A 13,317-nucleotide genomic window follows, 5' to 3' on the forward strand; every position below is an offset into this window, starting at 1 on the left:
CTACAGGAACTGGCAGGTGCCGCGCGGGATGTACTGGCCGTGTCCCGCGTGGCCGGTGAACTCGCGCGCCTCGAGGACCGTTTCGCCGCGGGAGAGCACGGTCTCGACGCGGCCGGTGATCTCCTTGCCCTCGTACGCCGAGTAGTCGACGTTCATGTGGTGCGTGGCCGCGGAGAGCGTCTGGCGGGCCTCGGGGTCGTAGATGACGATGTCGGCGTCGGAACCGGGGGCGATGGTGCCCTTGCGCGGGTACAGGCCGAACATCCGCGCGGGGGTGGCGCAGGCGATGTCGATCCAGCGGCGCCGGGTGAGGTGCCCGTCGAGCACCGCCTGGTGGAGGAGGTCCATCCGGTTCTCCACGCCCGGCAGGCCGTTGGGGATCTTGGAGAAGTCGCCGCGGCCCAGTTCCTTCTGGTCGGCGAAGCAGAAGGGGCAGTGGTCGGTGGAGACGACCTGGAGGTCGTCCGTGCGCAGCCCGCGCCACAGGGCCGCCTGGTGCTCGCGGGGGCGCAGGGGCGTGGAGCAGACGTACTTGGAGCCCTCGAAGTCCGGCTCGGCGAGGTTGTCGGTGGACAGGAAGAGGTACTGCGGGCAGGTCTCGCCGAAGACCGGCAGGCCGGCGTCGCGGGCCTGGGCCAGCTCGGCGACCGCCTCCTCGGCGGAGACGTGCACGACGTACAGCGGGCTGCCGGCGACCCGGGCGAGCTGGATGGCGCGGTGCGTGGCCTCGGCCTCCAGCAGGACCTTGCGCACCTCGCCGTGGTAGCGCGGGTCGGTCTTGCCGGCCTTGAGTGCCTGTTCGACGAGGACGTCGATGGCGATGCCGTTCTCCGCGTGCATCATGATCAGCCCGCCGTTGCCGGCGGCGCGCTGCATGGCGCGCAGGATCTGCCCGTCGTCGCTGTAGAAGACGCCGGGGTAGGCCATGAACAGCTTGAAGGAGGTCACGCCCTCCTCGACCAGGCCGTCCATCTCCTTGAGCGTGTGCTCGTTGACGTCGGAGAGGATCATGTGGAAGGCGTAGTCGATGCTGCACTGGGCGTCCGCCTTGGCGTGCCAGGCGTCCAGGCCCTCGCGCAGCGCGCTGCCCTGCTTCTGGACGGCGAAGTCCACGATGGTCGTCGTGCCGCCCCAGGCGGCGGCGCGGGTGCCGGTCTCGAACGTGTCCGAGGCGAACGTGCCGCCGAACGGCAGCTCCATATGGGTGTGGGCGTCGACGCCGCCCGGGATGACGTACTTGCCGGCGGCGTCGAGCACGGCGGCACCGGCGCGCCAGCCGGCGGCGGCGTCGCTGCCGTGCGCGGCGAGGGCGATGACCCGGCCGTCCTCGACGAGCACGTCGGCGTGGATCTCGTCGGCGGCGGTGATGACAAGACCGCCGGTGATGACTGTACGGCTCACGGCCTCTGCTCCCTTCCGGTGACGCGACGTCACCAGGGGTCTACACCCGTAGAGTCGAGCTGCGTGCGAAGACCGTAGAAGCATGGCACCGCGCTCGGCAATACCGCGGCAGCCGCGCTTCGCCACCGCGTGGCGCGGTCCGCACCCGCGGCTGCGGCCCCGCGGCGCGCCGTACCCGTGCGTTCTGCACACCTTGTTCATGACAGCGGTGACTACTGCCGGTGCCCGTCCGGCTGAAATCCTTCCTGGGCGCAGTCACCAAGACGGCCTTGGGGGGAAATGGACAAGCGATACGAGGCGTTCTGCCTGGCCGACGAGTATTTCTACGAAACTCCGGACCGGCTGACCGGTGCCGCCGGCGCGGCTTCCGCGCTCTTCCCCGTCGCCCGCCGGGAAACTCCCGCGGAATGGGTCGACGCATGGTCCGGGGACTGGCGCCAGCTCCAGCCCCTGGCCGATCGCCGCTGGCCGGAGCAGGGCTGGAAGATCCATGTCTCGGCCCGCCTCGACAACGCCGACCGGGTCGGCACGTACATCTGGGACTACTGCGTGCCGCGCGGCATTCCGTTCAAATTCGTGCCCGGAAAGCAGCTTCTCTACCTCCGGAACTCCAAGTACGCCAGCCGCACGATCAGCGGCAAATTCGCCACGCTCTATCCGCGCGACGACGCAATGCTGCACACGGTCCTGCGCGAGCTGGGCGGACAACTGGCGGCGGAGGAGGGCCCGTACATCCTCACCGATCTGCGCTGGCGGGGCGGCCCGCTGCACGTGCGCTACGGGGGCTTCGCCCCGCGCTACTGCGTCGGCGCCGACGGGGCGCTGGTCCCGGCGGTGGCGGGACCGGACGGCACGCTCATCCCCGACCGCAAGGACCCGGCGTTCAGCGTGCCCGACTGGGTGGAGCTGCCCGCCTTCCTGGCACCCGAGTTGGCCGCGCGCAACGCCACGACCACCTCCGACCTGCCGTACCGCATCGAGCGCGCCCTGCACTTCTCGAACGGCGGCGGGGTCTACCAGGGCACCGACAGGCGCGACGGCGCGCAGGTCGTCCTCAAGGAGGCCCGGCCGCACGCCGGCCTCGCCGCGGACGGTGCCGACGCGGTGGCCCGGCTGGAGCGGGAGAAGGCCGCGCTGGAGCGGCTGGCGGGGCTGGGCGTCGCGCCCGGCGTCCGCGACTGGTTCGAACTGGGCGGGCACCGCTTCCTGGTCATGGACCACCTCCCCGGGCGCACCCTCAACTCCTTCTTCGCCGAGCGCCACCCGCTGCTGGCCGCCAGACCCGACCCGGCGGAGGTCGCGTCGTACACCCGCTGGGCGGTGGGGATCCACGGGGCGGTCGAGCGGGCCGTCGCGGCGGTGCACGGGCGCGGGCTGGTCTTCAACGACCTGCACATGTTCAACATCATGGTCGCGCCGGAGGCCGGCGAGACCGGCGGGGCGGCGGGCGACGGGGTGGACGGGACCGACGTTTCTGTGGCCCTGGTCGACTTCGAGGCGGCGGCGCCGGTGGCGGACGGCCCGCGGCAGATCGTCGCGCACCCCGGGTACGTGGCGCCGGCGGACCGCGAGGGCTTCGCCATCGACCGCTACGCGCTGGCCTGCCTGCGGATCGCGCTGTTCCTGCCGATGACGACGCTGCTGGCCGTCGACCGGCGCAAGGCGGCGCATCTCGCGCGGGTGGCGGCGGAGCAGTTCCCGGAGCTGCCCGCGGAGTTCCTGCGGGAGGCGGTCGAGGAGATCACCGGCGAACCGGCGGCGCGTACGGCAGCGCGTTCGTCGGGCGCGGGGGCCCCGGCGGCGGCCCGTACGACGGCGGCACCCGCGAGAACCGGCGCGGGGGCGGGCGACGGCTTGCTGCCGGCCGAGCCCGACGACTGGCCGCGCAGCCGCACCGCCATGGTCCGGGCGCTGGCCGCCTCCGCGACCCCCGGGCGCGACGACCGCGTCTTCCCCGGTGACGTCGCCCAGTTCAACGACGGCGGCGGCCTCGGGATCGCGTTCGGTGCCGCGGGCGTGCTGTACGCGCTGGCCGAAGCCGGCGCACCGCGCAGCGAGGCCGGCGAGGAGTGGCTGCTGAAGCGGACCGCCGCCCCGCCCCGCGGCACGCCGTTCGGGCTGTACGACGGGCTGCTCGGCGTGGCGTACGTGCTGGAGCGGCTCGGTCACGGCAAGCGGGCGCTCGACCTCGTCGAGCAGGTGCTCGCCGAGAACTGGCAGGCGCTCGCCTCCAGTCTGCACGGCGGGCTCGCCGGGGCCGGGCTGGTGCTCGGCCATCTCGCGACCGCCTGCGGCGAGCCGTCCCTCCACGACCACGCCCTGCGCGCGGCCGCGCTGCTGACCGAACGGCTCGCCGCGGCGGACGCGGCGCACGCCGGCGGCACCTCCCGTACGCCGGCGGGCCCGGGCGGCGAGCGCGCCGGGCTGCTGCGCGGCTGGACCGGGCCCGCGCTGTTCTTCGTCCGCCTGTACGAGCGCACCCGCGACCCCGCGCTGCTGGACGCCGCCGCCGCGGCGCTGCGCCGGGACCTCGCCCGCTGCCGCACCGACCGCACCGGCGGCCTCGTCGTCGACGAGGGCCGGCGCACGATGCCGTACCTCGGCGACGGCAGCGCGGGCATCGCGACCGTGCTCGACGACTACCTCCGGCACCGCGACGACGAGGACTTCGCCGCGGCGCGCACGGCGGTGCTGCCCGCCGCCCGGATGCGCTACTACGCCCAGCCCGGCCTGTTCCAGGGGCGGGCCGGGATGCTGCTGCACCTCGGCCGCACCGCGACCCCCGGCGTACGCGCCGCGGACCTCGGCGCCCAGGCCGCCGCGCTCTCCTGGTACGCCCTGCCGTACGGCGGCGGGCTCGCCTTCCCCGGCGACCAGATGATGCGGCTGTCCATGGACCTGGCCACCGGCACCGCCGGCTGCCTGCTCGCGCTCGCCGCGGCGCAGCCCGGCAGCGGCGCCGGCCTGCCCTTCCTGCCGCGCGCGCACGTGCGCCGACGGCAGGCGGACCGGCCCCGCGACGGGGCCGGTGTACCAGCACCACCAGGCAAGTCCCGGCAGTAACCGAGCGAACCAAGGAGACATCATGGCGCTTCTCGACCTTCAGGCCCTCGAGGCATCCGAGCAGACCGGCGGCGGCGACAGCAGCCTGAGCCTGCTGTGCGGCAAGCACAGCTCGCACAGCGTGCTGCTCTGCCTCTGACCTTCCCGCACCGATGAGGCCCCGGGCGCACACGACGGCGCCCGGGGCCGTGCGGTCACCTCGCCGGGGTGGCGGACGGCGAAACGGAGAGCGGTATGGAGCAGAACGGGGAAGTGCGGGGCGGAGGAGGCCGGGACGGGGCACCGGGCGCCGGGAGCACCGGCGGGCAGGACACCCGGACGGCCGACGGCACGGCGCACGAGGGCCCGCCGGGGGACGGCGACGGCGAGACGGTCGCGGGCAGCTCCACAGAGGGCGGGACGCGGCGGTTGCTCGTACGGGCCGGGCGGCACAGCGGCGCGTACGCCGCCGCGCTCTGCCTGGTCACCGTCGCCGCCGCCGGCGCGGCGCTCGCACTGCCCGCGGTGCTCGGCGTCGCCCTGGACCGGGTGCTCGCCGACTCGCCCGGCGCCCCGCGCGCCCTGGCCCTGTGCGCCGCGCTGACCGCGGCGATCGTCCTCCTCGACGCCACCGAGACCGTGCTCAGCGGCGTCACCACCGCCCGTACCACCGCCTGGCTGCGCCGCCGCCTGCTCGGCGCCGCCCTGGCCACCGAGCCGCGCCGCGCCGCCCGGCTGGCCACCGGCGACCTCGTCACCCGCGCCACCGGCAACGCCGCCCACGCCGGCGCCGCCCCCACCGCCGCCGCGTCCGCCCTCGGCGCGCTGCTGACCCCGGTCGGCGCGCTCGTCGCGCTGGCCGTCATCGACCCCTGGCTCGCCGTCGTCCTGGGCGTCGGCACGCCCGTGCTCGCCCTCCTGCTGCGCGCGTTCGTCCGCAGCGCGGGCGACTGCGTGACCCGGTACCAGGAGGCGCAGGCCGCCATCGCGGCCCGGCTGGCCGAGGCCCTCGCCGGGGCGCGCACCATCGCCGCCGCCGGCACCGTCGGCCGCGAACGGCGCCGGGCGCTGGGCCCGTTGCCGGAGCTGAGCCGGCACGGCCACCGGATGTGGCACGTGCAGGGCCGCGCCACCGCGCAGGCGGCCGTCGTCGTGCCGCTGCTCCAGCTCGCCGTCGTCGCCGTCGCCGGGCTGCGGCTCGGCGCCGGCCGGCTGAGCGTGGGCGAGCTGCTGGCGGCCGGCCGGTACGCGATGCTCGCCGGCGGCATCGGCGTCCTCGTCGGCCACGTCAACACCCTCGTACGCAGCCGGGCGGCGGCGCGCCGGCTCATGCCGGTGCTGCGGCTGCCCCCGGTCCCGTACGGCGGGGACGACGCACCGGCGGACGGCGGCGGACGGCTGGAGCTGCGCGGGGTCACCGTGCGGCGCGGCGGTCGGACCGTGCTGCGCGGGCTGGACCTGACGGTGCCCGCGGGGGCGACGGTCGCGGTGGTCGGGCGCTCGGGCGCCGGCAAGTCGCTGCTCGCCGCGGTGGCGGGGCGGCTCACCGACCCGGACGCGGGCGAGGTGCGGCTGGACGGCGTGCCGCTGGCCGCGCTGGCCCGCACGGAGCTGCGGGCGGCGGTGGCGTACGCGTTCGCGCGGCCCGTGCTGCTCGGCGGCACGGTCGCGGAGGCCGTCGCGTACGCGGACGCGGCCACCCCGATCGGGGCCGGCCGCGTGACCGCGGCGGCACGGGCCGCCGACGCGGACGCCTTCGTACGCGCCCTGCCCGCCGGGTACGCCACCCCCGCGGCGGACGCCCCGCTGTCCGGGGGCGAGCTGCAACGCCTGGGGCTGGCACGTGCGTTCGCCCGGGACGCGCGGCTCTTGATCATGGATGACGCGCTCTCCGGGCTCGACGCGGCCACCGAACTCCGCATCGAGCGGGCGCTGCTGGCGCCCGCCGGACCGGGGCCGGGTGCCGGGCCCGGTCCGGCGGGAGGGGCGGGCGACCGGCGCGGCGGGGGCGGCGCAGCGGACGGTCCGGGGGGCGGTACTGATCTCCGTACCGGCGCGGGCCGCAGCCGGCTGGTCGTGGCGCACCGGGCGGCCACCGCGGCGCGCGCCGACCTCGTCGCGTGGCTGGACGGCGGCCGGGTCCGGGCACTGCGCCCGCACGCGGAGCTGTGCGCCGACCCGGCGTACCGCGCCCTGTGGTCGCAGGAGCCGCCCGATGCCTGACCGCGATGCCGGGTCACGTTCCGCCGGAGCCCCCGGCCCCGCTCCCGGGCTGCGGGTGCTCGTGCCCGCCGGGCTGCGGTTCCTGCGCCGCAGGCGGCGGACCGTCGCCGCGGTGGCCGGCTGGTCCGCCGTCGAGGCGCTCCAGACCTTCCTGCTCGGGCACGCCCTCGCGCGGGCCGTCGACCGGGGGTTCCTGGCCGACCGCCCCGGGGTGGGGCTCGCCTGGCTCGCGGTCGCGGCGGTGGGCGTCGCGGTCGGCGCCTTCGGGACGCTGCGGGTGTACGGGGCCGTCGCCCGGCTGACCGAGGATCTGCGGGACACGCTCGTACGGCGGGTCGTCACCGGGGCGTTGGAGCACGCGGCGGCCCGGGCGCGGGCGGAGGGACCGGCGGCGGTGTCGCGGCTGACCCACCAGGTGGAGATCGCCCGCGACGGCTTCGCGGGACTGGTGATGGTGACCCGGTCCTTCGTCGTCACCGCCGCCGCCGCGCTGCTGGGCCTGCTGACGCTGGCGCCGCCGCTGCTGCTCGTGGTGCTCCCGCCGCTGGCGGCGGGCCTGGCGGTCTTCGGCTGGTCGCTGCGTCCGCTGTCCCGCTGCCAGCGCGACTTCCTCGCCGCCGACGAGGCGTTGGCCGCCGGGCTGGGTGCGGTCGTGGACGGCCTGCGCGACGTGGTCGCCTGCGGCGGCGAACGGCGTGCGGGCGACGCCGTACGGGCCCGTGTCGACGCCGAGGCGGCCGCCGCGGCGGCACTGGCGCGGTGGGGCACGACGCGGGACGTCGCCGTGGGCATCGGTGGCCGGCTGCCGGTGCCGGCCCTGCTGCTGGCCGCGCCGTGGCTGCTGGCGCACGGGGTGACGGCGGGCGCCCTGGTGGGCGCGCTGGCGTATCTGACGCAGGCGCTGCTCCCGGCGCTCCAGTCGCTGGTCTTCGGCCTCGGCGGCACGGGCGCGCGGCTGACGGTGGTGGCGGGCAGGCTGTACGCCGCGGGTCCCCCGCGCGCTTCGGACGGGCGGGACGAGGACGGCGACGGCGCGGCGCGGGCAGCGGCCGGCGACGCGGCCGGCCCGGCCCGGCCGGCAGGTGCCGCCACGGCACCGGGCGCCCCGGCCGGCGACCGCCGCCGCCCCGCCGCCGGTGTCGTGCTGGAGCTGCGGCGGGTGTCGTTCCGGTACGGGCCCCGGTCCGACGCCGTCATCCGCGGGCTCGACCTCGTCGTACGGGACGGGGAGCACCTGGCCGTCGTCGGGCCCAGCGGCATCGGGAAGTCGACGCTGGCGAGTCTGGCGGCCGGGCTCGTGGCGCCCGGGGGCGGCGAGGTGCGCAGGGCCGGGCGGCCGGTGCTGCTGCCGCAGGAGGCGTACGTGTTCGGCGGCAGCCTCCGCGACAACCTCGCCTACCTGTGCCCCTCCCCCGTCCGCGACGCGGAACTCCACTACTCGGTGCACGCCGTCGGCGCGACGGCGCTCGTGGCCGGGCTCGGCGGGCTGGACGCGCTGCTGCGGCCCGCGGACCTCTCGGCCGGCGAGCGGCAGCTCCTCGCGCTCGCCCGTGCGCATCTGGCGCCGCCGCGGCTCGCGCTGCTCGACGAGGCGACGTGCCACCTCGATCCGGCCGCGGAGGCGGTCGCGGAGCAGGCGTTCGCGCGCCGGCCGGGCGGCACGCTCGTGGTCGTCGCGCACCGCGTCGCGTCGGCCGCGCGGGCGGACCGGGTGCTGGTCCTGGACGGCCGGTCCGCGCTGGAGGGCACGCACGACGAGCTGCTGGAGCGTTCGGCGTTCTACCGCGAGCTGACGGGCGCCGGCGACGCGGCCGCCGCCCTCCGGCCCGTACCCACGCGCCCCGCGACCTGACCCGTCCGGCACCGGCGGCCTGCGCGCCGCCCGAACCCGCCCCGGCCCGCGCGGGGCCGCTTCGCCGCGCGGCGGGCAACAGCCGCGGCGCGCTCCCGGTCGGCGCGGGCCTCCCCGCCCGCCCCGGGGCCGTGTCCGCCCGCCGCGCACGCGCCCCGTCCGCCCCGGCGGTGGGCCGGGGCGGCCGGGGCGGCCGGGGGGCGCGGTCAGAGCCAGCCCGCGCTGTCCGCGATGCGGATCGCGTCGACCCGGTTGCGCGCGCCCGTCTTGCGGATCACGGCGGCGAGGTAGTTGCGGACCGTGCCGCCGGCCAGGTGCAGGGCCGCCGCGATCTCGGCGACCGGGGCGCCCTCGGCCGCCGCCGCCAGCACGGCCAGCTCCCTGCGGGTCAGCGGCATGTCCGCCGCCCTCAGGAAGTCGCTCGCCAGGGCCTCGTCGACGTACCGCTCGCCCGTCGCCACCCGCCTTATCCCGGCGATCAGCCGCTCCGGCGCCGAGTCCTTGCTGACGAAGCCGCGCACGTCGGCCTGCGAGGCCCGCCGCAGCAGCCCGGGACGCCCCGCCTCGGTGAGGATCACCACCCTTTCCGCGGCGGTGCCCGGAAGCCCGGACCACTCGCCGTCGCCGTCCACCACGCACACCTGCGCCTGCCAGTCGTCCGCAGGTCTTCGCTCCTGACGCCATGACGTCGTGAGTACGTCGAGATCCTGTTCTCCCCCCAGCAAGACGGCCAGCGCCGATCTGATGAGCATCGTGTCGTGTATCAGAAGCACGCGGATCACTGAGCGCCCCCTCGTCACCCGGAACCGAGCCCGACGGGGTCACGGTCGGTCCGCTTATGAATACACGGAGACACCGCCGGTTTGTGCGCGTAGTTCCGGACATCGTGGTGCGAGCAGGGCGCACAACCCGGCGGGTAAACCGACCGCACGCCCCCGTCCGGGCCCTTGACAGAGCGTCGGCGCGGTGAACGCCGAGGGCCGGCCGCGCGCTCCCCGCGCGGCCGGCCCTCGTACGTGCGAACTCCGCGTCAGCCGCCGGCGGACTCCGCGTCGGCGGCGTGCAGGGCGCGTTCGAGAACGGCCGCGCCCTCCTCCGCCTCGGCGACGGTCAACGACAGCGGCGGCGCGATGCGCAGCGTCTCGCCGGCCTTGCCGCGACCGACGAGCAACCCGCCGGCGCGGGCGTGCTCCAGCACCGCCGCGGCGTGCCCCGGCGTGGCCAGCTCGATGCCGATCATCAGGCCCCGGCCGCGTACCTCGCGGACCGACCCGAGGCCCGCGGTGGCGGCCCGCAGCCGTTCGAGGAGCAGCCCGCCGACGCGGCGGGCGTTGCCCTGCAGGTCGTGCTCCAGGACGTAGCCGAGGTTCGCCAGGCCGGCGGCCATGGTGACCGGGCTGCCGCCGAACGTCGACAGGGAGTTGGCGTCCAGGCAGTTCATGATCTCGGCGCGGGCGACGACGCCGCCGATGGAGGCGCCGTTGCCGATCCCCTTGGCGAACGTGAGCATGTCCGGCGGGCCGTTGCCCGCGTGCGCCTGCCAGCCCCAGAAGTGGTCGCCGGTACGGCCCCAGCCGGACTGCACCTCGTCGGTGATCCACAGGATGCCCTCCTCGGCGAGCACCTCGCGGAACGCCGCGTACAGGCCGTCGGGCGGGGAGGTGAAGCCGCCGACGCCCTGGACGGGTTCGGCGATGAGGGCGGCGACGCCGCGGGTCTGGGACAGCATGTCGCGCAGGTCGGCGACGCAGGCGTCGATGAACGCGGCGTCGTCGAGGTGCGCGAAGGGGCCGCTGCCGCGGATGCCGCCGTGGACGTAGAGGGTCTGCAGCGGGGAGAGGCTGGTGGGCGACCAGGAGCGGTTGCCGGTGATGCCGACCGCGGTGAAGGAGCGGCCGTGGTAGCTGTTGCGCATGGCCAGTACCTGGTTGGAGCCGCGGTACGTGCTCGCCAGCAGCAGCGCCGTGTCGTTGGCCTCGGTGCCGGAGGTGGTGAAGAACACCCGCGCGTCGGGGATGCCGGACAGCTGCGCGATGCGCTCGGCCAACTCCACCATGGGGCGGTTGAGGTAGAGCGTGGAGGTGTGCAGGATCCGGCCGGCCTGCTCGGCGACCGCCTTGGTGACCTCGGGGAGGGCGTGGGCGGTCATGGTGGTGAGGATGCCGCCGAAGAAGTCGAGGTAGCGGTTGCCCTCGGCGTCCCAGACGTGCCGGCCCTCGCCGTGGGTGATCTCGATGGGCTCGCGGTAGTAGAGCGCCATCCAGTCGGGCAGGACGGCCCGGTGCCGGGCGAGCAGGTCGCGGTGTACGCCGCCGGTGCCCGCGCTCACGGCTGCACCAGGTCCTCGTACGCGTCCGGGCGCCGGTCCCGGTAGAAGGCCCACTGCTGGCGGACCTCCTCGATCATGCCGAAGTCGAGGTCGCGGACCACGAGTTCCTCCTCCTTGTCGCTCGCGACGTCGCCGACGAACTGGCCGCGCGGGTCGACGAAGTAGCTCGTGCCGTAGAAGTCGTTGTCGCCGTACTCCTCGACGCCGACGCGGTTGATGGCGGCGATGAAGTACTCGTTGGCGACGGCCGCCGCGGGCTGCTCAAGCTGCCACAGGTACGCCGACAGGCCGCGGGAGGTCGCCGAGGGGTTGTAGACGAGCTGGGCGCCGCCGAGGCCGAGCGCGCGCCAGCCCTCGGGGAAGTGCCGGTCGTAGCAGATGTAGACGCCGACCTTGCCGACCGCGGTGTCGAAGACCGGCCAGCCGGCGTTGCCCGGTTTGAAGTAGTACTTCTCCCAGAAGCCCTTCACCTGCGGAATGTGGTGCTTGCGGTACTTGCCGAGCACCGTGCCGTCGGCGTCGATGACCACGGCGGTGTTGTAGTAGAAGCCCTCCTGCTCGACCTCGAACACGGGGACGACCACGACCATGCCGGTCTCGCGCGCGAGCGCCTGCATGCGCACGACGGTGGGCCCGTCCGGCACGGGCTCGGCCCAGCGGTAGTGCTCTGGCTCCTGCACCTGGCAGAAGTAGGGGGCGTTGAAGACCTCCTGGAAGCCGATGATGCGGGCGCCGCGGGCGGCGGCGGCTCTCGCGTGTTCCTCGTGCTTCGCGATCATCGACTCGGTATCGCCGGTCCACGTCGCCTGGACGAGTGCGGCGCGTACAACGTTGGCCATGGCTGCTCCTCGGACGGGACGCCGGAGGCTCTACGCACGTAGAAGCCGGGGCAGAAGTCTGAACGTAGGTCGCCGCGGAGGCGCTGGCAAGAGCGGCGCACCGAACGGCTGCCGGTCCGAACGCCCCGGGTCAGGCGGAGTCGGGCGCACCGGGCAGGCCCGCGGAGCGCAGCGCGTGGGCGAGCCGGCGGTGCCGCTGCGCGGGTCCGCGGCGGGCGGCGCGCAGCAGCTGCGGCACGAGGCGGCCGGGATCGGTCCCGGCCAGCTCGACGGCCTCGTCGGTGCTGCGGGCGCCGGCGAAGGCGTCGAGCAGTTCCTCCGATTCCCGGTCGCGGCCCGCGCGGTGGAGGGCGGCGAGGATCGCGGCCAGCTCGGGTACGGGCCTGGCGGCGGCGTGCCGGACGAGCTGCAGCGCCTCTCGGGTACGGCCGGCGGCGGCGAACGCGTCCGCGGCCCCGGTCAGCCGCTCGGGGGGCAGCGCGGCGGCCTCCCACAGCAGGGTCGCCACCTCGGCGCCGCCGGCGGTGCGCTCCAGCTCGGCGGCGAGGTCGGGCAGCGCTTCCGGCGGGCCGGCCGCGGCGGCGCTGAGCCGCGCGTACGCCTCGCCGGTACGGCCCGCGTCGCGCAGGGCGGCCACGGTGGCGGCGGTCTCGCCGGCGACCCGCAGCGCCGCGGCCCGCCGGGCGGCGGCGTGGGCGGCTTCCGCGGCCTGCTTCCGTCGCCGCCCGCGGCCCCCGGACCCGGGCCCCGCTCCGGCGAACCGGGCGCCGCGCGGCAACGGTGCGGAGGGCACGGCGGCGTCGTCGGCCGGCTCCGGGGCACCGGTCCCGGGCGGGCCGTCTCCCTCCCCGGTACCCGGGCCCGGGAAGCGGGCGCCCCGGGGCGGGAGCGGCACGGCCGGGGCGGCTTCGGCGGCGGGCCGGCCGGGGCCGCCGGAGCCGGGCGCGGGACCGGCACCGGCCGCATCCGCGGCAGCCCCGGTACCGCTCCCGGCGGCGCCCGGCGGCAGGCCCTCGTACGCGCCGCCCACGGCCGGCAGCACCGGCGGCGGCGCCGGCGCGGCCCCCGCGAACCGGGCGCCCCCGAGCGCCGCCGGAGGCGGCCGTACGGGCTCGCGTTCCGCCGCCTGCCGGGCCAGCGCGGCGATCCGGCCCCGCAGTTCCGTGCAGCGGGCGGACGCGCGGTCGGCCTCGTCGCGCACCCAGGCCAGCTCGTACTCCAGTCGCTGCGCCGTCCAGGGGTCCCGCTCGACCGCCAGCCGGCCGCGCAGCAGTTCGGCGCCGGCTGCCGCCGTGCGGTGCTCCGCGAGCCGGGCGCGGAGCACCGCGGTCAGGGCGGCGCGATCGGGGCGGGACGCGTCGTGGGCGGCGACGGCGGCGCGGTGCAGGTCGCGGGCGCGCGGCAGCGCCGCGTCCGCCGCGCGCCGGCCGCCGTGCTCGGCCAGGTCGTGCAGCAGCGACTCGACGAGATCCCACGGGGGCAGAGCGGAGCCGTCCAGGCAGGCGCGCAGACCGTCGGGATCGCCGCGGCGGAAGACGCCGTACCAGCCGGACTCTTCATCCAGCCATCCCGTGATCTGCCGTAAGAATCGCGCGAATTCCGCCATTTCCGGCGGCAGCGATTGTTTCGCC

9 protein-coding genes are annotated in these 13,317 nt (G+C 76.4%); 4 read left to right on the forward strand and 5 right to left on the reverse strand.

From position 1 onward, the window contains the following. Entirely contained in the window at positions 1-1,401 is a 1,401-nt protein-coding gene (hydA, locus tag LG396_RS08085) for a dihydropyrimidinase (RefSeq protein ID WP_130457620.1), read from the reverse strand. Positions 1,402-1,680: 279 nt separating this feature from the next. On the opposite strand from hydA, the gene lanKC reads away from it, so the two are divergent. The 4 genes from lanKC (at position 1,681) to LG396_RS08105 (ending at position 8,518) form a co-directional block, all read left to right on the forward strand. Then, a complete protein-coding gene (gene lanKC / locus LG396_RS08090; RefSeq protein ID WP_225794204.1) occupies positions 1,681-4,464 on the forward strand; it encodes a class III lanthionine synthetase LanKC in 2,784 nt (927 codons plus the stop codon). A gap of 22 nt (positions 4,465-4,486) precedes the next feature. After that, positions 4,487-4,603, forward strand: a complete 117-nt coding sequence (locus LG396_RS08095; RefSeq protein ID WP_018837057.1) for a SapB/AmfS family lanthipeptide — start codon at positions 4,487-4,489, stop codon at positions 4,601-4,603. Positions 4,604-4,698: 95 nt separating this feature from the next. Further along, entirely contained in the window at positions 4,699-6,666 is a 1,968-nt protein-coding gene (locus LG396_RS08100; protein ID WP_225794205.1) for an ATP-binding cassette domain-containing protein, read from the forward strand. A gap of 55 nt (positions 6,667-6,721) precedes the next feature. Then, a complete protein-coding gene (locus tag LG396_RS08105; protein ID WP_225794279.1) occupies positions 6,722-8,518 on the forward strand; it encodes an ATP-binding cassette domain-containing protein in 1,797 nt (598 codons plus the stop codon). 206 nt (positions 8,519-8,724) lie between these two features. Here LG396_RS08105 and LG396_RS08110 read toward each other — a convergent pair whose 3' ends face one another. The 4 genes from LG396_RS08110 to LG396_RS08125 all read right to left on the reverse strand — a co-directional run bounded on the left by LG396_RS08110 (position 8,725) and on the right by LG396_RS08125 (position 13,292). Continuing rightward, positions 8,725-9,300 carry a response regulator transcription factor gene (locus LG396_RS08110; RefSeq protein WP_026276329.1) on the reverse strand — a complete coding sequence of 192 codons (576 nt, stop codon included), beginning with the start codon at positions 9,298-9,300 and terminating at the stop codon, positions 8,725-8,727. Between the two features lie 248 nt (positions 9,301-9,548). Next, positions 9,549-10,778 (reverse strand): aspartate aminotransferase family protein, encoded by a 1,230-nt coding sequence (locus tag LG396_RS08115; RefSeq protein WP_225794280.1) that lies wholly within the window; start codon positions 10,776-10,778, stop codon positions 9,549-9,551. A gap of 65 nt (positions 10,779-10,843) precedes the next feature. Then, on the reverse strand, positions 10,844-11,686 hold the full coding sequence (locus LG396_RS08120) for a nitrilase-related carbon-nitrogen hydrolase (RefSeq protein ID WP_018837052.1): 843 nt from the start codon (positions 11,684-11,686) through the stop codon (positions 10,844-10,846). Between the two features lie 130 nt (positions 11,687-11,816). Then, positions 11,817-13,292 carry a hypothetical protein gene (locus tag LG396_RS08125; RefSeq protein ID WP_225794206.1) on the reverse strand — a complete coding sequence of 492 codons (1,476 nt, stop codon included), beginning with the start codon at positions 13,290-13,292 and terminating at the stop codon, positions 11,817-11,819. Positions 13,293-13,317: the final 25 nt, after the last annotated feature.

This window comes from Streptomyces aculeolatus (assembly GCF_020400605.1).
Lineage (GTDB): Bacteria > Actinomycetota > Actinomycetes > Streptomycetales > Streptomycetaceae > Streptomyces > Streptomyces aculeolatus.

What these genes read in the sequence shown, in the direction of transcription:
- LG396_RS08115 (WP_225794280.1), bottom strand. Translation starts at nt 10,778, where the DNA reads ATGGCGCTCTACTACCGCGAGCCCATCGAGATCACCCACGGCGAGGGC.
- LG396_RS08125 (WP_225794206.1), bottom strand. Translation starts at nt 13,292, where the DNA reads ATGGCGGAATTCGCGCGATTCTTACGGCAGATCACGGGATGGCTGGAT.
- LG396_RS08100 (WP_225794205.1), top strand. Translation starts at nt 4,699, where the DNA reads ATGGAGCAGAACGGGGAAGTGCGGGGCGGAGGAGGCCGGGACGGGGCA.
- LG396_RS08095 (WP_018837057.1), top strand. Translation starts at nt 4,487, where the DNA reads ATGGCGCTTCTCGACCTTCAGGCCCTCGAGGCATCCGAGCAGACCGGC.
- LG396_RS08120 (WP_018837052.1), bottom strand. Translation starts at nt 11,686, where the DNA reads ATGGCCAACGTTGTACGCGCCGCACTCGTCCAGGCGACGTGGACCGGC.
- lanKC (WP_225794204.1), top strand. Translation starts at nt 1,681, where the DNA reads ATGGACAAGCGATACGAGGCGTTCTGCCTGGCCGACGAGTATTTCTAC.